This window comes from Acidovorax sp. LjRoot38 (assembly GCF_964252975.1).
Taxonomy (GTDB): Bacteria; Pseudomonadota; Gammaproteobacteria; order Burkholderiales; family Burkholderiaceae_C; genus Acidovorax; species Acidovorax facilis.
Genome location: NZ_CAXUPT020000010.1, coordinates 12,609 through 33,433, shown reverse-complemented (window position 1 = coordinate 33,433; position 20,825 = coordinate 12,609). Strand labels below are relative to the sequence as shown.

Genomic DNA, 20,825 nt, shown 5'->3' with positions numbered 1-20,825 from the left:
TCTTATGTCTTATATAAGATATGATTACACCCCGACACAGCCCGCGTATCACTTCGTGTGCGGCCCGCCCTTCTCCCGATCGCCATGTCCTCGCTTCCGCTCAACGCCGACAACCCTGCGCAGCCTTTGGCAGGCACGGGCTCTGCCACGCCAGCGTTCAGCCCCCTGTACCAGCAGATCAAAGGGCTCATCCTGCAAAGTCTGCAACAGGGCGAGTGGAAACCGGGCGAATCCATCCCCAGCGAGATGGAGCTGGCTGCACGCTTTCGCGTGAGTCAGGGCACGGTGCGCAAGGCCATTGACGAGCTGGCGGCCGAAAACCTCGTGATGCGGCGCCAGGGCAAGGGCACCTTTGTGGCCACCCATGCCGAGCAGCATGTGCAGTACCGTTTTCTCAAGCTCATGCCCGACACGGGAGACGTCCGCGTGGAGGGGCCCGCACAGCGCAAGGTGATCGATTGTCGGCGTGTGCGTGCCAGCGCTGACGTGGCGCGCGCACTGGCACTGCGCAGCGCCGACCCGGTGGTCCAGGCGCGGCGAGTCCTGTCATTCGCAGGCGTACCTACCATCCTGGAAGACATCTGGCTGCCCGGCCAGGCTTTCAAAGGGCTGACGGCCGAACAATTGGCCAACTACCAAGGCCCTACTTACGCCATGTTTGAACTCGACTTCGGCGTACGCATGGTACGTGCCGAGGAGAAAATACGTGCCGTACTGCCCGATGCCGACCAGGCGGCGATGCTGCAGATCCCACAGGCCACGCCGCTGCTGAGCGTGGAGCGCATCGCCTACACCTACAACGACGTTCCGATGGAGTTACGGCGCGGCCTGTACCTGACCGACACGCACCATTACCGTAACGAACTGAGCTGACACCACCCTGGCAACTGAGCGGAAACGTAGAACATTCGGGCTGGAGCAAACCCTTCTTGTTGCGTTGCAATAGAATTTTGCGTTCTTTGCATCTTCAAATTACAAAGCAGTTACATCCACGAAAGCACACAACATGACAGAACTCGCCAAAAAACGGCCTGAATTCCGCAACATCAATGCCTTCAAGGACCTGACCACCTACCGCATGACTCCTGCCGCGTGGGTTTCGATCCTGCACCGCGGCAGCGGGCTGATCATGTTCCTGCTGCTGCCCTTCATCATCTGGATGTTCGACACCTCGGTGTCGTCTGAAATCTCGTTCGCCCGGTTCTCGGCGGCTTTCAACATCGGCATTGGCTTCGTGCCCGGCTGGTTCATCAAACTGGTGGCCCTGGCACTGATCTGGGCCTACCTGCACCACTTCACCGCTGGCCTGCGCCACCTGTGGATGGATGTGAGCCACAGCGCCGTGAACAAGGAATTCGGCAAGTCCTCGGCCTTTGCCGTCCTGGCCATCAGCATCACGCTGACCCTGGTGCTGGGCGCCAAGCTTTTCGGCCTGTACTGATCGATCAACCCCAAAAAGCGGCGGCTGCTGCCAGGCAGTGCCCGCCGAAGAACGAGAGGAAATTCCCATGTCCGTCAATTACGGTTCCAAGCGCGTCGTCGTCGGCGCCCACTATGGCCTGCGCGACTGGCTCAGCCAGCGCGTCACGGCAGTCCTGATGGCCCTGTTCACCCTGGCACTGCTGGCCCAGGTGATCTTCTCCAAAGGTCCCATCGGCTACGACAAATGGGCCGGTATCTTCTCGGCCCAGTGGATGAAGGTGCTGACCTTCTCCGTGATCGTTGCACTGGCTTGGCACGCCTGGATCGGCCTGCGTGAAGTCTTGATGGACTACATCAAGCCCGTGGGCCTGCGCTTGGCACTGCAGGTGTTCAGCATCGTCTGGCTGGTCGGCTGTGCCGGCTGGGGTATCCAGGTTTTGTGGCGTCTCTGATTGATCCCCGCGACTGAAGGCAAAAAAAATATGAGCTACACCAACGCTAACATCACCCGCCGCAAGTTCGATGTCGTCATCGTCGGCGCAGGCGGCTCCGGCATGCGTGCCGCGCTTGAACTCTCCCGCGCAGGCCTGAACGTGGCCTCGCTGTCCAAGGTTTTCCCCACCCGTTCGCACACCGTGGCTGCACAAGGCGGCGTGAGCGCATCGCTGGGCAACATGTCCGAAGACAACTGGCACTACCACTTCTACGACACCATCAAGGGCTCCGACTGGCTGGGCGACCAGGACGCCATCGAGTTCATGTGCCGCGAAGCCCCCAAGGTGGTGTATGAGCTGGAGCACTTCGGCATGCCGTTCGACCGCAACCCCGACGGCACCATCTACCAGCGCCCCTTCGGCGGCCACACCGCCAACTATGGCGAAAAGCCCGTGCAACGCGCCTGCGCCGCTGCCGACCGCACTGGCCACGCCATGCTGCACACGCTGTACCAGCAGAACGTGAAGGCCAAGACCAACTTCTTCGTCGAATGGATGGCGCTGGACCTGGTCCGCGACGCCGACGGTGACGTGGTGGGCGTGACCGCCCTGGAAATGGAAACCGGCGACCTGTACATCCTGGAAGCCAAGACCGTGCTGCTGGCCACCGGCGGTGCAGGTCGCATCTTTGCGGCATCGACCAACGCCTTCATCAACACCGGTGACGGCCTGGGCATGGCGGCACGTGCCGGCATTGCGCTGCAGGACATGGAGTTCTGGCAGTTCCACCCCACGGGCGTGGCCGGCGCCGGCGTGCTGCTGACCGAAGGCTGCCGTGGCGAAGGCGCTATTTTGCTCAACAGCAACGGCGAGCGCTTCATGGAGCGTTATGCGCCCACCATGAAGGATCTGGCCCCGCGCGACTTCGTGTCCCGCTGCATGGACCAGGAAATCAAGGAAGGTCGCGGCTGCGGTCCCAACAAGGACTATATCCTGCTCAAGCTCGACCACCTGGGTGCAGACACCATCCATAAGCGCCTGCCTTCGGTGTACGAAATCGGCGTCAACTTCGCCAACGTGGACATCACCAAGGAACCTATTCCTGTGGTGCCCACCATCCACTACCAGATGGGTGGCGTGCCTACCAACATCAACGGCCAGGTGGTTGCACAAGCCAACGGCATCAACAACGAAGTGGTCAACGGCCTGTACGCCGTGGGCGAATGCGCCTGCGTGTCGGTGCACGGCGCCAACCGCCTGGGCACCAACTCGCTGCTGGACCTGCTGGTGTTCGGCAAGGCCGCTGGCCGCCACATCGTCGAGTTCAACAACAAGAACAAGGAGCACAAGCCCCTGCCCAAGGATGCGGCCGACCGCACCTTGGAGCGCTTGAACCAGCTCGACAAGTCGAACGAAGGCATCTACGCGCAAAACCTGGCAGGCGACATCCGCTCCACCATGCAGCAGCATGCCGGCGTGTTCCGCACCCAGGCCAGCATGGACGAAGGCGTCAAGAAGATCGCCGAGATCCGCAGCCGCGTGGCCAACGTGACGCTGAAGGACAAGTCCAAGGTGTTCAACACCGCCCGCATCGAAGCGCTGGAAGTGGACAATCTGATCGAAGTGGCGCAGGCCACCATGGTGTCGGCCGCCGCCCGCAAGGAATGCCGTGGCGCCCACACCGTGTACGACTACGAGCACCCTGCCGACCACGCCGAGTTCCCCTTGGGCCGCAATGACCAAGAGTGGATGAAGCACACCCTGTGGTACAGCGAAGGCAACCGCCTCGCCTACAAGCCGGTCAACCTCAAGCCCCTGACGGTGGACAGCGTGCCCCCCAAGGTCCGTACGTTCTAAACAGTAGCCCCACGAGAGAAGAACCATGCAAAAGCGCACATTCCAAATCTACCGCTACGACCCGGACAAGGACGCCAAGCCTTACATGCAGACCATCGAGATCGAACTCGACGGCCATGAACGCATGCTGCTGGACGCCCTGATGAAGCTCAAGGAGCAGGACCCCACGCTGTCGTTCCGCCGTTCGTGCCGCGAAGGCGTCTGTGGCTCCGACGCGATGAACATCAATGGCAAGAACGGCCTGGCGTGCCTGACGAACATGAATACCCTGAAGGGCACGATTGTTCTCAAGCCCCTGCCCGGCCTGCCCGTGATCCGCGACCTGATCGTGGACATGACGCAGTTCTTCAAGCAGTACAACTCGATCAAGCCCTACCTGATCAACGAGCAGATTCCACCCGACCGCGAGCGCCTGCAGTCTCCCGAAGAGCGCGAAGAGCTCAACGGCCTGTACGAGTGCATCCTGTGTGCCAGCTGCTCCACGAGCTGCCCCAGCTTCTGGTGGAACCCCGACAAGTTCGTGGGCCCTGCCGGACTGCTGCAGGCCTACCGCTTCATCGCCGACAGCCGCGATGACGCCACCGGCCAGCGCCTCGATAACCTCGAAGACCCGTACCGTCTGTTCCGTTGCCACACCATCATGAACTGCGTGGACGTGTGCCCCAAGGGCCTGAACCCCACGAAGGCCATCGGCAAGATCAAGGAACTGATGGTGCGTCGCGCCATCTGACCGGGGCCCAGGACCGCCATGGGTGCAACCGCCACCACCGCCCCCTCGGCAGCCTCGCCGCTGCTGACGGAACGCGAACTCAGCAAGCTGCACTGGCGCTGCCGGCGCGGCCTGCTGGAAAACGATCTGTTCATCGAACAGTTCTTCACCCGTTTCGAGCCTGAGCTGAACCAGCGCCACGCCCAGGGCCTTGCGGCCCTGATGGACCTCGCCGACAACGACCTCCTGGACCTGCTGCTTTGCCGCAAGGAACCCAGTGAGACGCTGGATGCGCCCGAGGTGCATGAAGTGCTGGGCATGCTGCGGGAAAGCGGCGGCACCCCCGTGCTGGGCACCTGACGAGCGGGTTTTCTCGCTCTGAAAAGATCCCAGCCCCACCAGACCGGATGATCATCGGCAAACCTAAGGAAAGTAACAATGAAGCTAGCTGACAACAAAGCCACCCTGTCGTTCAGTAACGGCGGCCCCAGCGTGGACCTGCCGGTCTACCAGGGCACCATTGGCCCGGATGTCATCGACATCCGCAAGCTGTATGCGCAGACGGGCATGTTCACCTATGACCCAGGCTTCCTGTCAACGGCAGCCACCCAGTCGGCCATCACTTACATTGACGGCGACAAGGGCGAACTGCTGTACCGCGGCTACCCCATTGAGCAGCTGGCTGAAAACTGCGACTTCCTGGAAACCTGCCACCTGCTGCTGTACGGCGACCTGCCCAACGCAGCGCAGAAGACCGACTTCACGAGCCGCGTGACCAACCACACCATGGTCAACGAGCAGATGCAGTTCTTCCTGCGTGGCTTCCGCCGTGACGCGCACCCCATGGCCGTGCTGACCGGCCTGGTTGGCGCCCTGTCGGCCTTCTACCACGACAGCACGGACATCAACAATCCGCAGCACCGTGAGATCGCCGCCATCCGCCTGATCGCCAAGATGCCCACGCTGGTCGCCATGGCCTACAAGTACGGCATGGGCCAGCCCTACATGTACCCGCAGAACAACCTCTCGTATGCAGGCAACTTCCTGCGCATGATGTTCGGTACGCCCTGCGAAGAGTACAAGGTCAACCCCGTGCTGGAACGCGCGCTCGACCGCATCTTCATCCTGCACGCAGACCACGAGCAGAACGCTTCGACCTCCACCGTGCGCCTGTGCGGCTCGTCGGGCACCAACCCGTTTGCGGCTATCGCGGCGGGCGTGGCCTGCCTGTGGGGCCCTGCCCACGGCGGCGCCAACGAAGCAGCACTGAACATGCTGTACGACATCCAGGCCCAAGGCGGCGTGGAAAAGATCGGCGACTTCATCAAGCAGGTCAAGGACAAGAACTCCGGCGTCAAGCTCATGGGCTTTGGCCACCGCGTGTACAAGAACTACGACCCCCGCGCCAAGCTCATGCAAGAGACCTGCAATGAAGTGCTGGCCGAGCTGGGCCTTGAAAACGACCCGCTGTTCAAGCTGGCCAAGGAACTGGAAAAGATCGCCCTGGAAGACGACTACTTCGTGCAGCGCAAGCTCTACCCGAACGTGGACTTCTACTCCGGCATCGTGCAGCGCGCCATCGGCATTCCTGTGAACCTGTTCACCGGCATCTTCAGCCTGGCCCGCACTGTGGGCTGGATCGCCCAGCTCAACGAAATGATCGGCGACCCCGAGTACAAGATCGGCCGCCCCCGCCAGCTGTTCACCGGCTCCGAGCGCCGCGACGTGCCACCCCTGGCCAAGCGTTGACCGGTACGGCGCCCCGCGCGCCGTCCACCCCCTCCCGAAGCCCGCAGGCAGTGCCTGCGGGCTTTTTTCATGGGCGCCCCACACAGGCCAAGCCGTGCCGGATGCACATACTCCCCCCTAGTTAAAAGGTTTTTTGACGACCTAGCGCACGACCAGTATGGGGTTATCTTTTATACTGCCACCCAGTACAAAGACAGCCCCCGCACCCCACACCCGCAGCCCATGCCCCACACCCCCGAAGACAAGCAACGCGCCATCACCCGACTGCGCCGCATCAAGGGCCAGGCCGAGGCGCTGGAACGCGCGGTGGAGGCGGGCAGCGACTGTGCGCCCATCCTGCAGCAGCTGGCGGCCATGCGGGGCGCCGTGCACGGACTGATGGCCGACCTGCTCGACAGCCATGTGCGCGAGGCGCTGGCGGAAAAACCAGCACCGTCGCAGCAGGCCATTGACGAAACACTGGCGTTGCTTCGCTCCTACCTCAAATAAATAGACCGTCCCCATCCGATTGACCGAAAGGAACACCCCATGAAATCCCGTGCCGCCGTCGCCTTCAAAGCCGGAGAACCCCTGCAGATCGTCGAGATCGACGTCGCCCCGCCCAAGAAGGGCGAAGTGCTCATCAAGATCACCGACACCGGTGTGTGCCATACCGACGCCTTCACCCTGAGCGGTGACGACCCCGAAGGACTGTTCCCCGTGGTGCTGGGCCATGAAGGCGCTGGCATCGTGGTGGAGGTGGGCGAAGGCGTGACCAGCGTGAAGCCCGGCGACCATGTGATCCCGCTCTACACCGCCGAATGTGGCGAGTGCCTGTTCTGCAAGAGCGGCAAGACCAACCTGTGCGTGAGCGTGCGCGCCACACAGGGTAAGGGTGTGATGCCCGACGGCACCACGCGCTTCAGCTACAACGGCCAGCCCATCTACCACTACATGGGCTGCAGCACCTTCAGCGAATACACCGTGGTGGCCGAGGTGTCGCTCGCCAAGGTCAACTCCAACGCCAACCCCGAGCAGGTCTGCCTGCTGGGCTGCGGCGTGACCACGGGCCTGGGCGCCGTCAAGAACACCGCAAAGGTGCAAGAGGGCGATACGGTCGCCGTGTTCGGCCTGGGCGGCATCGGCCTGGCGGTCATTCAAGGCGCCAAGCTGGCCAAGGCCGGGCGCATCATCGCCGTGGACACCAACCCGTCCAAATTCGATCTGGCCCGCACCTTTGGCGCCACCGACTGCGTGAACCCCAAGGACCATGACAAGCCTATCCAGCAAGTCATTGTGGAGATGACGACCTGGGGCGTGGACCACAGCTTTGAGTGCATTGGCAACGTCAACGTGATGCGCGCCGCCCTCGAATGCGCGCACCGCGGCTGGGGCCAGTCGGTCATCATCGGCGTGGCAGGCGCGGGGCAGGAGATCAGCACCCGCCCCTTCCAGCTCGTCACCGGCCGCAAGTGGATGGGCACGGCGTTCGGCGGCGTCAAGGGCCGCAGCGAGCTGCCCGGCATGGTCGAAGACGCGATGGCGGGCAAGATCCAGCTCGCGCCGTTTGTCACGCACACCATGGGCCTCAAGGACATCAACGAAGCGTTTGATTTGATGCACGAAGGCAAGTCGATACGCTCCGTCGTTAAATACGCAGTGGCCTGAGCCCTGCAGAGCAGCCAGCGTTTGAGACGCCCGAACGCCCCGTTACCCGTTCGGGCTGAGCCTGTCGAAGCCATGGCACGCCTTACCACCAACCCTTCGACAGGCTCAGGGCAAACGGGCTCGGTCTAAGGTCAATTTTCAATTCAAGCAAAAAAGACCTCCAGCGCTTATCCATCAAGCGCTAGCAGCTATTATTTTCAGAGCATCTACCATGACCACCTCCCTGGAACTCCTCAGCACCCACGCCTGCTTTGGCGGCGAGCAGCGCTTCTACCAGCACGCCTCCACCGAAATCGGGCTGCCCATGAAGTTCTCGGTGTTCCTGCCCCCGCAGGCGCAGCAAGGGCCCGTGCCCGCCCTGCTCTTCCTGGCGGGGCTGACCTGCACCGAAGAAACCTTCATGGTCAAGGCCGGCGCCCAGCGCCTGGCGGCCGAGCTGGGCCTGGCCCTCATTGCGCCCGACACCAGCCCGCGCGGGGCCAATGCGCCGGGCGAGGCCGACAGCTGGGACTTTGGGGTGGGCGCAGGCTTTTATCTGGACGCCACGCAGGCGCCGTGGCGCACCCACTGGCGCATGGAGAGCTACCTCCTGAAAGAGCTGCTGCCGCTGGTCTCAGCCCAGTTGCCCATCGACGGCACCCGCCTGGGCATCACCGGCCACTCGATGGGCGGGCATGGCGCGCTCACGCTGGCGCTGCGCCATCCGGGCCGTTTCCAGAGCCTGTCGGCCTTTGCCCCCATCTGCGCGCCCACCCAGTGCCCATGGGGTGAGAAAGCCTTCACGGGCTACCTGGGCGCAGACCGCACGGGCTGGATCGAGCACGACGCCACGGTGCTCATGCAGCACCAGCCGGTCGCGCCTTACCCTGCGGGCATCCTCATCGACCAAGGCCTGTCCGACAAGTTTCTGGCCGACCAACTGCACCCACACCTGTTCGAAGCTGCGTGCCAGGCCATCGGCCAGCCGCTCAGCCTGCGCCGCCACGCGGGCTACGACCACGGCTACTACTTCATTCAAACCTTCATGGCCGACCACCTGGCGCACCACGCCAGAAACCTGCTGCCGCAATCCGAACGTTAATGCGGCCTTAAGCCTCGGGCGCCACAGTGCGCCCCATGCCTTTGATACTGCAGCGCCTGCTGCTTCCCCACCTGGCCACGGGCACCGCGCCCCGGCCCGTTTCCACCGCAACACGCCACCTGCACCCCGCCTGGGTGGTGGTGCTCATCAGCACCTGGCTGGCCACGGCCTGCAATGTGCCGCTGTGGCGCGAGGTGGCGCAGTTGCCGGGCCAGGGCAGCCTGCGCGGCTGGGGCTTTGCCATCGCGTTTGCGCTCATCGTGGCAGCGGGCAATGCCGCACTGCTGAGCCTGCTGGCCTGGCGCTGGACGCTCAAGCCCGCCGCCACCGTGCTGGTGGTGATGGCTGCGTTTGGCGCGTATTTCATGCTGGCCTACGGCGTGGCCATTGACGCCAGCATGCTCACCAACGTGCTGCAAACCGACGTCAAAGAGGCGGGTGACCTGCTCAACTGGCGCATGCTGGCCACCGTACTGGCGCTGGCCGTGCCACCGCTGTGGTGGCTGCTGCGCCGCCCCGTGCTGCGGCTGAGCACCTTGCGCCACGCGGCGCACAACGGGCTGCTGCTGGCGGGCGCCATCGCCGTCATCGTGCTGTGCCTGCTGCTGGTGTTCCAGGACTTTGCATCGACCATGCGCAACCACACCAAGCTGCGCTACCTGATCAACCCGCTCAACAGCGTGTACGCGCTGGGTAACATCGCCACCAAGCCCCTGCGCATGGACACCAGCAAGCTGCTGCCCCTGGGGCGCGATGCACAGCTGGGCGCCAGCTATGCGGGCCAGGCCAAACCCCCGCTGCTGGTGCTGGTGCTGGGCGAAACCGGCCGTAGTGGCAACTTCGGCATCAACGGCTATGAGCGCAACACCACACCGCTGCTCGCGGCCCGCACGGACCTCGTCAGCGCCCGCAATGCGTGGTCGTGCGGCACCAGCACCGCAGCATCGGTGCCCTGCATGTTCTCGCACCTGGGCCGCACGGGCTATGAAGCGCGCGCTGCCAACTTTGAAAGCCTCATCGACGTGCTGCACCACGCAGGCCTGGCCGTGCTGTGGGTGGACAACCAGTCCGGCTGCAAAGGCGTGTGCGACCGCATTGGCGAGACCCTCACCAGCGCGCCAAAAAGCCCGACGCCCGACCCCGCCCTGTGCCCCGGCGGCGAGTGCCTGGACCGCGTGATGCTGCAAGACCTGGACACCCGGATCGCCGCCCTGCCCGCGGAACAGCGCCAGCGCGGCACCGTGGTCGTGCTGCACCAGATGGGTAGCCACGGCCCCGCGTACTACAAACGCTCGGCGCCCGACAACAAGAAGTTTGGCCCCGAATGCACATCCACCTCCCTGCAGGAGTGTGAGCGCCAGCAGGTCGTCAACGCGTATGACAACAGCGTCGTGGAGACGGACTTTTTCCTCGATTCAGTGCTCAAATGGCTCACAGCGCAGGATAGCAAAGCGCAAACAGCTATGATTTACGTAGCAGACCACGGCGAATCACTGGGCGAGAACAACCTCTACCTGCACGGCCTGCCCTACTCCATTGCGCCCGACGTGCAAAAGCATGTGCCGTGGATCACCTGGCTCTCGCCCGCCATGCAGGCGCGCACCCAGGTCGCCACCGGCTGCCTGCAGCACGAGCTGGCCGAGCGGCGCATCACCCACGACAACTACTTTCACTCGGTGCTGGGGCTGATGGATGTGAAGACCGGGGCGTACAGCGCGCGGCTGGACATGTTTGCAGGTTGCCGACAGGCGGCAGGGGCGGCCAGAGCGGCGGGCTGACGCGGAGTCGGGCCTGCCCGGGCGCCATGCCCCAACCGCAACAATGAACTTCTGCGCGCCTCACGCCGCCCCTGGCAGCAGCAGAATCTTGCCGACGTTGACGCCAGATTCCATGCGACTGTGGGCCTGCGCGGCATCTGCCAACGGGTAGGTGCTGTCAATCACCGGCCAGATCGCACCGGCCGCCAGCGCAGGCAGCCACCGCTCGGCAAAGCGCTGCACCATGGCCTGCTTGACCTCGGGCGGGCGCGACTTCATCACCGTGCCAAAGATCTGCAGATGGCGGTACAGCACGGCGTCCATCGGCAACGTGGCGCCTTGCGCGCCCCCCAGCAAGCCCACGGCCACCATGCGCCCGCCCACGGCCAACGACCGCACGTTGCGCTCCAGGTATGGCGCACCAATGAAGTCGATCACCACGTCCACACCTTTGCCGTCCGTTGCCTGCGCCACCACGGCCGCAAAGTCCTCGCTGCGGTAATCAATGAACACATCCGCGCCAAAGCCCAGCACTGCATCGCGCTTGTCACCGCTTGCTGTGCCAAACACCCGTGCGCCCGCCGCTTTCGCCAGTTGCACCGCCGCCGAGCCCACGCCGCCTGCGGCGGCGTGGATCAGCACCGACTCGCCCGCCTGCAGGTTGGCCAGGTGGAACAGCGCCTCGTGTGCAGTCACAAACACCTCTGCCACCGCACCCGCAGCCACCAGGCCCAGGCCCTCCGGCACATGCATGGCCATGCGGTGGTCGATGCGCGACAGCTCGGCGTAGGCCCCGCCGCCCACAATGCCCATCACACGGTCGCCCACGGCAAAGCCGCGCACCAGCGGGCCCACCTCGACCACCGTGCCCGCGATCTCCAGCCCCATGGTGTCCGCATCGCCAAAGTAGGCGCGACCGTAAGCCCCTTTGCGGTGCAACAGATCAGCGCGGTTCACGCCGATGGAGGCGTTGCGCACCAGCAGGTCGTGCGGACGCACCTCGGGGGTCGGGACCTCCCGGGCCACCAGCACCTCAGGCCCACCGAAGTCGTCGAACACGATGGCCTGCATGGTGGGTGGTACGGCGGTCTGCACAGTGGCGGGATGTTGTTCACTCAAAGCAGTGGGCATGGGTTGCAGTCCTCAAAAATGTCATTCAGGCTTGCAAGGTTACAGCGCCAACACACCATTCAAACGCAGCAATTTCGCTCTGTAGTGATGCAAAATTGCATCACTCCCACCCGATGAATACCACCATGAGCTGGGACGACACCCGCGTCTTTCTCGCGCTGACAAGAGCCCCCTCCTTGCGCGCCGCCGCGCGCAGCCTGGGCATCGACCAGGCCACCGTGGGGCGGCGGCTGAATGCACTTGAGGCCGAGCTGGGCGCCAAGCTGTTCCTGCGTGCCAAAGATGGATACCTGCTCACGCCGGCAGGCGAAACGGCCCTGGCAGCCGCCCGCCGCATGGAAAGCGCAGCCCTCGACCTGCGCACCAAAATCGAAGGCCAGGACGAAAACCCCGGCGGCATCGTGCGCGTCACCAGTACCGACTCCATCGCCATCGACCTGCTGCTGCCCGCCGTCGAACGCCTGCAGCGGCACTGGCCCCACATCCGTGTGGACCTGGAGGTCTCCACCCAGTTGCTCAGCCTCAGCCGCAGGCAGGTGGACATTGCGTTTCGCAACGTCCGCCCGGAGACGCCCGACCTGGTCGTGCGCCGCGTGGTGTCATGGCCGGTGGGCCTGTTTGCCAGCGCGGGCTATATCGAGCGCTTTGGCGAACCCGTGCCCGACGACGAGCTGCGGGGCCACCACCTGGTGGCCTATGGCCCCTACCTGGAGCACAGCCCGTTTCTGACCATGGCCGGTGTGCCCGCCCGCCAAGCCCGCATCGCCATGGCCGTGCGCTCCAGCCTGCTGGTGCGCAAGGCGGTGGCAGCGGGCATTGGCCTGGGTGAAATGCCGGTGTGGATGGGCGAGCGCGAAGGCCTGGTCCGCATCTGGCCCCAACGCCGCCGCGCCACCGATTACGAGGTCTGGCAAGTCATGCACCCCGACCTGCAGCGCACCGCCCGCGTCCGCGCCACGGCAGAGTTTCTGTCGGAGGCATTTGGTCAGGCGTAGCGGAAAACGGCATGCTGCTTGGCGCTGCCTTCGCAACCAAAGCATCAGCAAACCTGAACTGGCCGACCGACCGAAGAAGCAACCCATTCATCAATCGGTCAGCGGCGGCAATACCTGCTGCGCCATACTCCGGCACCTATTCCATCTGCTTCATTCACCACCCCATGCAGCACACCATCCAGCACCAAGAGCAAGACGCCAAAGGCGCCTTCACCATCGAGAACAGCGGCCAGCGCCTGGCCGAGATGACCTACAGCCGCACCAACGCCACGATGGTCATCGTGGACCACACCGAGGTAGATCCATCACTCAGCGGGCAAGGTGTCGGGCGCGAGTTGCTGGGCGCGCTGGTGCAGTGGGCGCGGGCTACGGGCACCAAGGTGGTCCCGCTGTGCCCATTTGCCAAGGCGCAGTTTGACAAGGACGTGGCTATTCGGGATGTGCTGGTTTAGGCAGGCCCTATGACGGGGACGCGACAGCCTCAACCCACTGATTGGATCCGCTCGCCGGGGTTTTTTTGCTTCTTGGAGTCAGAGGTCGCTTGGGCAAAATGGCAGCACCATGCGCCAGCAATCCAATCCGTCGCACGAGCCGACTCACGTCGGCTAGCCACCACATGCTGCTCAGGATCAACGTTCAGCATCACCAGGAGCGTCGCACTTGATTCGTCTCACCATCGCCATTGCATCCGTGGTTCTGCTCATCGGATGCGCGGGGCCCCGTTTTGATGCCGGACGGACAGAAACGGTACTTCCACTGCACCGTGCCTGGGTTGACGGGCGACAGGTGGAGTACATCACGACAGACATCTCGGACGGCGCCATGGCAGAGGCCGCCGGTGTGAACCACGTGCCTCGCCTGCGCGACGCCATCGCCGCGCGCCCCTCGGTGCTGGAGCGTGTGTACAAATTCTCGCAGGGCGAACAGATCAGCATCTTTCAATCTGCGCCACGTCCCGTGGGCGCGGCGAACACGGACCGAAGCTACAGCCCACTGTGGCGCCTCGTCCTGGTGACGAGAACGACACACGATCCGGGGCCCGAGCTAACATCGGAGGAGGAGCTATTGGCTGCCGAAGAAAAAGGCCTGGTCTCGCTCGAAGTCACCGACATCGTCATCAACTGCCCCGTAACGCGGGCTGTCGGTGGCGGGGGCCTGGCAGGGGTGCGGTAAGACGGACCGCAGCTCAACCGGGTGTCAGTTCCTGGCGTTCCACGAGGGCTGATGTGAGAAGCCGCATTGCTGCGCCTCTAAACCGTCGGCACCGTGCCCCCATCAATCACATGCTCCGAGCCCGATATCGCTCCCGCACGCGGTGACACCAAAAAAGTGATCAGGTCGGCCACCTCTTGCGGCCTGGCGGGGCGGCCCAGCGGGATGCCGCCCAGCGACTGCATGATGATCCGCTGGCCGCCTTCGTAGTCCGTGCCTGCCTGGATGGCCACGCGCTCGGCCAGTGCGACGGCGGCTTCGGTTTCGACCCAGCCGGGCGAGACGCTCAGCACGCGAACGCCTTGTGGCGTGACCTCTTTCGACAAGGCCTTGCTGTAGGTGGACAGGGCCGCCTTGGCAGCGGCGTAGGCGGTGGTGGACTCGGGCAGCGGCAGCACGCGCTGGATGGAGCTGACGTGGACGATGACGCCCGCGCCCTGGGCCAGCATGGCGGGCACCAAAGCGCGGTCCAGGCGCACGGCGGGCATCAGGTTCTGGTTCAGTTCGTTGAACCACTGCGCATCGTCCAGCGCTGCAAAGCCCCCGCCTGGCGCGCTGGAGCCGCCCACCACGTTGATCAGAATGTCCACGCCGCCCCAGTGCGTGAGCACCGCCTGCGCAACCTCTGCAGCGCCCTCTGCGGTGGAGACGTCGGCAGGCACGTACAGCACGCCGCCAATCGGGTGCGCAGGGGCTGAACGCGCGGTAGCCATCACCTGCACACCGGCCTCCACCAAAGCCTGCACCACGGCAGCGCCCACGCCTTTGGTACCGCCCGTGACGAGTGCGCGCTGGCCGCGCAGTTGAAGGTCGAAGCTCATACCGTGATCTCCAGCGACGCAATCAGGCCACGCTCCAGGCGAAAGCGGTAGCGCAGATCGACCGGGCTACCAGGGAAGTTGCCCTCGACGCGGCTGGTGACGACCTGGTGGCCGTCGCTCTGCTGCAGCGCAAAGGGTTCGGTGGTGTACGTGTACTTTGTCGATGCCGCGGCCTTCCAGGCCTTGATGGCGTCGATGCCCGAATGGGTGCGGCCCTCGTCCTTGACGACGGCCTGTGCCGCGAAGCACCGGGCAATGGCCTCAGCGTCCTTTTGTTGGTCGGCCGCAAAGTAAGCGGCAATGGGGTCGGGGAGGCTCAAAGGGTTCATGGTGACGATCTCCTTGGTTTAGGGATGACCTGCACAACTCCCTGCGGTCTGTGATAGCGCGGTCTCGGGCGGTCCACTGCGTTGCTCTTCTTGCCAATAGCGCGGCTATTGGCAAGAAAAGACGCCTTGTGACCCATCCCGATCCGCACTACCACCGCCTCGCGAGGGTTATGCAGGTCATCCTTAGTCTTTGGGTTGGTGGAGTCGTCAGGATGCGCCTGCAGCACCAATTAGTGAATGGCCTAGAATTTAAATAGGCTATGTAGAAAAAAATACAGAATGCGCGGATCGGATTTTGCAGAACTGAAGGCCTTTGCCGCCGTGGTCGAGCGCGCGAGCTTTGCGCGCGCGGCGGAGCACCTGGGGCTGTCGCCGTCGGCGCTGAGCCAGACGATTCGCCAGCTGGAAGCCCGCTTGGGCGCGCGATTGCTGAACCGCACCACGCGCAGCGTGGCGCCCACGGCCACCGGGGCGCAGCTGTATGCGCGCATGGCACCGCTATTTCGGGACATGGCCGACGCAGTGGCCGAAGCCAGTGCGTCGGCCAGCCAGATGGGGGGCACGCTGCGCATCAACACGCTGGGCATGGCCGCCACACAGGTCATCGCGCCACGGCTTGGGCGGTTCCACCAGGCCCACCCGGATGTGGTGCTGGACATCGTGGTGGACGACGGGCTGAGCGACATCGTTGCGGGCCGCTTTGATGCGGGCATCCGCGTGGGCGGGCGGCTGGAAAAAGACATGATCGCCGTGCGCCTGACACCGGAAATGAAGATGATTGCCGTGGCCTCGCCCGACTACCTGGCGCAGCGCGGCACGCCCAAGGCGCCCGCCGACCTGCACGGCCACGCGTGCATCAACTGGCGGCTTCAGATGGATGGCCGGACCTACCGCTGGGAGTTCGAGAAAAAAGGAAAACGGGTGGAGATTGCGGCAGAAGGACCGCTGGTGACCAACCACTCGGACATGGGCGTGGCTGCGGCCGTGCAGGGCCTGGGCATTGCCTATGCGTTTGACCGTGAGCGGGTGGACAACCACATTGACCAGGGGCGGCTGGTGCAGGTGCTTGCCGACTGGTCGGTGGCAAAGCCCGGCCTGTTCCTGTACTACTCCAACCGGCGCCATCCATCACCGGCATTGACGGCTTTCATCGACTGCCTGCTGGACCGTGATCTGCCAGAACCCAAGCCTGGCGTGCAACGCCCATCAGTGAATGCGGCTGTGCAGAGGGCTCCACGTCGGTGATGGGGTCTTGGGTGGCCGATATCAGCCATTCAAGCCAGATGCGTCTCCCTCACCGTCCTTCCATCCACCCTTTCACCTCGCCCATCAGATGCCCCCGGAACACCTCCGCAATCGGTGACAGCTGCTTGCCCTTGGGCCAGACCAGGTGCCATTGCGACTGGATGGGGAAGCCTTGCACGTTGAGCACGGCCAGGCCCTCGTGGTGGGGGCCGAGGCTGTGGCGGGAAACGATGGAGACGCCCAGCTGGCCTTCCACCGATTCCTTGATGGCCTCGTTGCTGCCCAGCTCCAGTACGGCGCTGGGAACAAAGCCCAGCTGGCGCAGGTGCGCGTCGGTGGCCATACGGGTACCAGAGCCTTTTTCGCGCAGGATGAAGCGCTCGGCCTGCAATTGCGTGAACTTGACGCGCTTTTTCGCGGCGAGTGGGTGGCCTGCGGCGGCGATGACGACGAGCGGGTTGGGCATGAGGATGTGGTCTTCCAGCGGCAAATCGGCCGGCGGCATGGACATGACGTAGAGGTCGTCCAGGTTGCTGCGCAGCCGGTTGATGACATGGTCGCGGTTGAGCACCTCCAGCGAGATGTCGATCTGTGGGTGCAGCTTGCAGAAGCTGCCCAGCAGACGCGGCACAAAGTATTTGGCGGTGCTGACCACGGCGACCTTGAGGCGTCCGCTGGTGAGCCCCTTGGCGCCAGACACGCGCTGCTCAAACGCATCCCACTCGCCCGCAATGGCGCGCGCGGTGCGGGCCAGGGCATGCCCCGCTTCGGTGAGGTGCACGCGGCGCGAGATGACTTCGTACAGCGGCAGGCCCACGGCCTGAGACACCTCGCGCAGCTGCATGGAGGCGGTGGGCTGGGTGACGTGCATGACCCGGGCGGCGGCGCTGACGCTGCCGGTTTCGGCCAGCGCCAGAAAAAGGCGCAGCTGGCGAAAGGTGATGTTCATAGATTTTTATCTATAGATAAGCGCATTCGAATCGATTTTACTTTGCACCCTGCACTGCATAGCATTGGCGCCCAAGGAGTTGAACGATGCAAAGCTTGCTGGACCCTGCGATCCTGTTTTTTGCCCTGGGTGTGTTTGCGGGCCTGGTGCGGTCCAACCTGGAGATGCCTGCGGCGATCTCGAAGTTCTTGTCGATCTACCTGCTGATGGCGTTGGGCCTCAAGGGCGGGTTTGCGCTGGCGGCGTCGGGCTTTACGTCCAACGTGGCCACCAGCCTGGGGCTGGCGGTGCTGCTGGCCATCGTGGTGCCGCTGGTGGGCTATGCGCTCTTGCGGCGGGTGCTGTCGGGCTTCAATGCGGCGGCGGTGGCAGCCACCTATGGATCGGTGAGCGCGGTGACGTTTGTAACGGCCACGCAGTACCTGGAGTCGCAACACATCGCCTACGGCGGCCACATGGCGGCGGCGATGGCGCTGATGGAGTCGCCCGCCATCATCCTCGCAGTGCTGCTGGCCAATGCGCTGCGGCAAAAACAGCAGGCGGTGGCCATGGCCACCGCCGCCCCGCCCGTGGTGGCGATGACAGGCGGGGGCGCCGCCACGCTGGGCGGTCATGGCCCGGGCAACGTCAGTGGGAAGAGCGGCCCGCACCTGTCGGTGGGCAAGATCCTGCACGAGTCGTTCACCGATGGCACGCAGTTGCTGCTGCTGGGCACGATGCTGATCGGCCTGCTGACGGGCGATGCGGGCAAGGCGGCCATGCAGCCGTTCTCGGGTGATCTGTTCAAGGGCATGCTGTGCCTGTTCCTTCTGGACATGGGCCTATCAACCGCGCGCAACCTGCCTGCTGTGCGCCAGCAGTCGCCCTGGCTGCTGGCCTATGCGGTGCTGGGCCCCATCACCCACGCCACGCTGGCGCTGGGCCTGGCCTGGCTGGTGGCCGTGCCCGCAGGCGATGCGGTGCTGCTGATGGTGCTGGCGGCCAGTGCGTCCTACATCGCCGTACCTGCGGTGGTGCGCTATGCCATCCCTGAGGCCGATCCGTCGCTGTATGTGAGCCTGTCGCTGGGGCTGACGTTTCCGCTCAACATCGTGCTGGGCATTCCGCTGTACACGCAGGTGGTGCAAAGCCTGTGGGCCGTGTGAGGGGCGATGCATACAGCCCCCACGTGGCCCCTGGCGTGCGCCTGTAGAGCCCGATTCACTTGCTATCATTTAAATAGCTATTGAGTCATACTGGACGAGCGGAAACAGCAATTTTTATCCAAATTTTCAACCCACTGCGCCACACAGCCGGTCAGAACAGGCTGCTTTGCCCCTGCAGCAGCCCGGGGCGAAACTGGCCCAGGTCCAGCTCCACGCGTTCGCGGTTCAGGCCCAGCCTGCGGCAGGTGGTGGCAAAACGCTGGCGCACCAGGTCGGCCCACAGGCCGGTGCCTTTCATGCGGGTGGCGAAGTCGCTGTTGTAGGTTTTGCCCGCGCGGCGCTCGGCGTCGCTCAGGTGGTGCAGGTCTTGCACTCGCGCCATCACGCGTGCGGCGCGCTGCGGGTAGTGCACCGTGAGCCATTCGCGAAACAGCGCATCCAGCTCCCACGGCAGGCGCAGCACGGTGTAGAAGGCGCTGCGCGCGCCCGCGTCGCGCGCAGCCTCCAGCACCTGCTCCATGTCTTCGGTGATGAAGGGGATTTGCGGCGCCACGCTCACGCCCACCGGCACACCCGCCTCGGCCAGCGCACGGATGGTGCGCAGGCGCCGGTGGGGCGCGGCGGCACGGGGTTCCATGCGGCGGGCCAGGGTGGCGTCGAGCGTGGTGATGGTGACGTACACCGCAGCCAGGCGCTGCGCCGCCAGCGGGGCGAGCAGGTCCAGGTCGCGCTCCACGCCGCTGGACTTGGTGATGAGCGAAAACGGGTGGCGCGCGTCGCGCATCACTTCGATGAGGCTGCGGGTGAGCTTCAGTTCGCGCTCCACAGGTTGATAGCAGTCGGTGGCCGAGCCGATATTGATCAAACGGGGCACGTAGCGCGGCGCGCACAGCTCGCTACGCAGCACTTCGGCAATGTTGTGTTTGGCCACGATCTGCGTTTCAAAGTCGAGCCCGGGTGAGAAGTTGAGGTAGCTGTGGGTAGGCCGCGCGTAGCAGTAAATGCATCCGTGCTCGCAGCCCCGGTAGGGGTTCACCGAGAGTTCAAAGAAGATGTCTGGCGAATCGTTGGCGCAGATGGCGCTGCGTGCGGTTTCGAGGTGCACGCGGGTGGCGGCGGGGGCAGCGGGTGCATCGTCGTCCGCATCGTTACCCCCCGGCAGTTGGCCCCAGCCGTCGTCGGCCGCCTCGCGCACATCGCGCGCAAACCGGTGTGCCATGGCCGTGGCCGCGCCTCGGCCACGGATGGCCTGCAGCGGGATGCGGACCTCTTCGGGCGGCGCGGGGATGTCGGACTTGTCCGTGAAGGTGCGAGACATAACTGTATGAATATACAGCCATTTGGTGCTGCGTGCTTGCCCCTCCGCCCCCGCAAGCATGCGCGCGGCCTTGGCCCGGTTTACTCCTTGAACAGCTGCTCGATCAGCCCCCGCATCCACTGGTTGCCGGGGTCGCTTTCAAAGCGGCGGCTCCAGTGCAGCGACACCGTGAAGTCGCGCAGCGGCAGTGCGGGCTCGATCAGGGTGTAGCCACCGTCGGCCGCAAAAGTGCGTGCGATGTTGCGGGGCATGACCACGGCCAGGTCCGTGGCCCGCACGATGGCGGGCAGCACCATGAAGTGCTCGGTGGTCAGGCGGATGCGGTCCTGCAACTGTTGCATCTCCAGAATGCGCAGGGTGTCGGAGTGGGTGCGCACGGCCACAAACTCCAGCTGGTGCAGGGCGCTGAGCAGGACAGGGCCGCTGCGCCTGGTGGCGGCGAAGGGGTGGCCTGCGCGCAGCAGCACCACGTAGCGATCCTGGAGGAGTTGCACACGCTGCGTATCCTTCACCGTGGGCAAAAAGCCAAAGGCGAAGTCGATGGCACCGCTGTCCAGCCGCTGGGGGATCTCGTGGCGTGGCACGGGCAATGTCTCCAGCCGCACGCCGGGCGCCTGGCGCTGCAGCGCCACCATCAGGTCGGGCAGAAAGCGGCCCTCGCCAATATCGCTCATGTGGATGCGAAAGACCTTGCGCGACTGCAGAGGATCGAACAAGGCCGACTCGTTCAGGGCCTCTTCCAGCAGGCCCAGCGCGCTGCGCACGGCGTTGGCCAGCCGGTCGGCCTTGGGGGTGGGCTGCACGCCGCCACCTGCGCGCACAAACAGCGGGTCTTTGATGAGCAGGCGCAGCCGCGTCAGCGCCTGGCTGGCAGCGGGCTGGGTCAGGTCCAGCAGGTCGGCGGCGCGGCTCACACTGCGTGTGCGGTAGACGGCATCGAACAGGCGCAGCAGGTTGAGGTCGATGTCTTTGATATGCATTGAGTGAATACCGATTAGTCATTTCATTGTATTGATGGATAGAG

22 protein-coding genes are annotated in these 20,825 nt (G+C 64.4%); 16 read left to right on the top strand and 6 right to left on the bottom strand.

Annotated features, from left to right (window positions below; translation table 11 throughout):
* The first annotated feature begins 84 nt into the window (after positions 1-84).
* The 11 genes from ACSQ22_RS17885 to ACSQ22_RS17835 all read left to right on the top strand — a co-directional run bounded on the left by ACSQ22_RS17885 (position 85) and on the right by ACSQ22_RS17835 (position 10,677).
* A complete protein-coding gene (locus ACSQ22_RS17885) occupies positions 85-873 on the top strand; it encodes a GntR family transcriptional regulator (RefSeq protein ID WP_055393133.1) in 789 nt (262 codons plus the stop codon).
* 133 nt (positions 874-1,006) lie between these two features.
* Positions 1,007-1,441, top strand: a complete 435-nt coding sequence (sdhC, locus tag ACSQ22_RS17880) for a succinate dehydrogenase, cytochrome b556 subunit (protein ID WP_121419458.1) — start codon at positions 1,007-1,009, stop codon at positions 1,439-1,441.
* A 67-nt stretch (positions 1,442-1,508) separates the two neighbouring features.
* The gene (gene sdhD, locus ACSQ22_RS17875; protein WP_055393129.1) at positions 1,509-1,874 is read left to right on the top strand and encodes a succinate dehydrogenase, hydrophobic membrane anchor protein; all 366 of its coding nucleotides are present in this window, start codon (positions 1,509-1,511) and stop codon (positions 1,872-1,874) included.
* 30 nt (positions 1,875-1,904) lie between these two features.
* The gene (gene sdhA, locus ACSQ22_RS17870) at positions 1,905-3,713 is read left to right on the top strand and encodes a succinate dehydrogenase flavoprotein subunit (protein WP_055393127.1); all 1,809 of its coding nucleotides are present in this window, start codon (positions 1,905-1,907) and stop codon (positions 3,711-3,713) included.
* A gap of 25 nt (positions 3,714-3,738) precedes the next feature.
* Entirely contained in the window at positions 3,739-4,443 is a 705-nt protein-coding gene (locus ACSQ22_RS17865; RefSeq protein WP_055393124.1) for a succinate dehydrogenase iron-sulfur subunit, read from the top strand.
* Positions 4,444-4,461: 18 nt separating this feature from the next.
* Positions 4,462-4,782 (top strand): succinate dehydrogenase assembly factor 2, encoded by a 321-nt coding sequence (locus ACSQ22_RS17860; protein ID WP_055393121.1) that lies wholly within the window; start codon positions 4,462-4,464, stop codon positions 4,780-4,782.
* A gap of 78 nt (positions 4,783-4,860) precedes the next feature.
* Entirely contained in the window at positions 4,861-6,171 is a 1,311-nt protein-coding gene (locus tag ACSQ22_RS17855; RefSeq protein ID WP_121419457.1) for a citrate synthase, read from the top strand.
* 222 nt (positions 6,172-6,393) lie between these two features.
* Positions 6,394-6,660 carry a metal/formaldehyde-sensitive transcriptional repressor gene (locus tag ACSQ22_RS17850; RefSeq protein WP_436131094.1) on the top strand — a complete coding sequence of 89 codons (267 nt, stop codon included), beginning with the start codon at positions 6,394-6,396 and terminating at the stop codon, positions 6,658-6,660.
* Between the two features lie 39 nt (positions 6,661-6,699).
* On the top strand, positions 6,700-7,818 hold the full coding sequence (locus ACSQ22_RS17845; protein ID WP_121419456.1) for an S-(hydroxymethyl)glutathione dehydrogenase/class III alcohol dehydrogenase: 1,119 nt from the start codon (positions 6,700-6,702) through the stop codon (positions 7,816-7,818).
* 211 nt (positions 7,819-8,029) lie between these two features.
* The gene (gene fghA / locus ACSQ22_RS17840; RefSeq protein ID WP_436131093.1) at positions 8,030-8,899 is read left to right on the top strand and encodes an S-formylglutathione hydrolase; all 870 of its coding nucleotides are present in this window, start codon (positions 8,030-8,032) and stop codon (positions 8,897-8,899) included.
* Between the two features lie 35 nt (positions 8,900-8,934).
* Entirely contained in the window at positions 8,935-10,677 is a 1,743-nt protein-coding gene (locus ACSQ22_RS17835) for a phosphoethanolamine transferase (RefSeq protein ID WP_436131092.1), read from the top strand.
* A 60-nt stretch (positions 10,678-10,737) separates the two neighbouring features.
* Here the strand turns inward: ACSQ22_RS17835 and ACSQ22_RS17830 are convergent, their stop codons facing one another.
* Positions 10,738-11,727: an NAD(P)H-quinone oxidoreductase gene (locus ACSQ22_RS17830; RefSeq protein ID WP_436131203.1), complete on the bottom strand. Its 990-nt coding sequence runs from the start codon at positions 11,725-11,727 to the stop codon at positions 10,738-10,740.
* 185 nt (positions 11,728-11,912) lie between these two features.
* On the opposite strand from ACSQ22_RS17830, the gene ACSQ22_RS17825 reads away from it, so the two are divergent.
* From ACSQ22_RS17825 to ACSQ22_RS17815, 3 genes are all read left to right on the top strand, one after another.
* Positions 11,913-12,782 carry a LysR family transcriptional regulator gene (locus ACSQ22_RS17825; RefSeq protein WP_436131202.1) on the top strand — a complete coding sequence of 290 codons (870 nt, stop codon included), beginning with the start codon at positions 11,913-11,915 and terminating at the stop codon, positions 12,780-12,782.
* 11 nt (positions 12,783-12,793) lie between these two features.
* Positions 12,794-13,234: a GNAT family N-acetyltransferase gene (locus tag ACSQ22_RS17820; RefSeq protein ID WP_436131091.1), complete on the top strand. Its 441-nt coding sequence runs from the start codon at positions 12,794-12,796 to the stop codon at positions 13,232-13,234.
* A gap of 208 nt (positions 13,235-13,442) precedes the next feature.
* Positions 13,443-13,955, top strand: coding sequence for a DUF7482 domain-containing protein (locus tag ACSQ22_RS17815; RefSeq protein ID WP_436131090.1), 513 nt, complete (start codon positions 13,443-13,445; stop codon positions 13,953-13,955).
* 77 nt (positions 13,956-14,032) lie between these two features.
* On the opposite strand, the gene ACSQ22_RS17810 is transcribed toward ACSQ22_RS17815, so the two are convergent.
* Positions 14,033-14,815: an SDR family oxidoreductase gene (locus ACSQ22_RS17810; RefSeq protein ID WP_436131089.1), complete on the bottom strand. Its 783-nt coding sequence runs from the start codon at positions 14,813-14,815 to the stop codon at positions 14,033-14,035.
* A complete protein-coding gene (locus ACSQ22_RS17805) occupies positions 14,812-15,144 on the bottom strand; it encodes a nuclear transport factor 2 family protein (protein ID WP_436131088.1) in 333 nt (110 codons plus the stop codon). Before ACSQ22_RS17805 ends, ACSQ22_RS17810 begins: the two co-directional genes overlap by 4 nt.
* Positions 15,145-15,423: 279 nt before the next feature.
* Here ACSQ22_RS17805 and ACSQ22_RS17800 point away from each other — a divergent pair, with 279 nt between their 5' ends.
* Positions 15,424-16,389: a LysR family transcriptional regulator gene (locus tag ACSQ22_RS17800; protein ID WP_436131087.1), complete on the top strand. Its 966-nt coding sequence runs from the start codon at positions 15,424-15,426 to the stop codon at positions 16,387-16,389.
* A 49-nt stretch (positions 16,390-16,438) separates the two neighbouring features.
* Here the strand turns inward: ACSQ22_RS17800 and ACSQ22_RS17795 are convergent, their stop codons facing one another.
* On the bottom strand, positions 16,439-17,338 hold the full coding sequence (locus tag ACSQ22_RS17795) for a LysR family transcriptional regulator (protein ID WP_121419447.1): 900 nt from the start codon (positions 17,336-17,338) through the stop codon (positions 16,439-16,441).
* 86 nt (positions 17,339-17,424) lie between these two features.
* On the opposite strand from ACSQ22_RS17795, the gene ACSQ22_RS17790 reads away from it, so the two are divergent.
* Positions 17,425-18,483, top strand: coding sequence for a sodium-dependent bicarbonate transport family permease (locus tag ACSQ22_RS17790; RefSeq protein ID WP_436131086.1), 1,059 nt, complete (start codon positions 17,425-17,427; stop codon positions 18,481-18,483).
* Between the two features lie 151 nt (positions 18,484-18,634).
* On the opposite strand, the gene ACSQ22_RS17785 is transcribed toward ACSQ22_RS17790, so the two are convergent.
* Together ACSQ22_RS17785 and ACSQ22_RS17780 are read right to left on the bottom strand one after the other, a co-directional pair.
* A complete protein-coding gene (locus ACSQ22_RS17785) occupies positions 18,635-19,801 on the bottom strand; it encodes a PA0069 family radical SAM protein (RefSeq protein WP_436131085.1) in 1,167 nt (388 codons plus the stop codon).
* 80 nt (positions 19,802-19,881) lie between these two features.
* Positions 19,882-20,781 carry a LysR family transcriptional regulator gene (locus ACSQ22_RS17780; protein WP_436131084.1) on the bottom strand — a complete coding sequence of 300 codons (900 nt, stop codon included), beginning with the start codon at positions 20,779-20,781 and terminating at the stop codon, positions 19,882-19,884.
* Between the last annotated feature and the right edge of the window lie 44 nt (positions 20,782-20,825).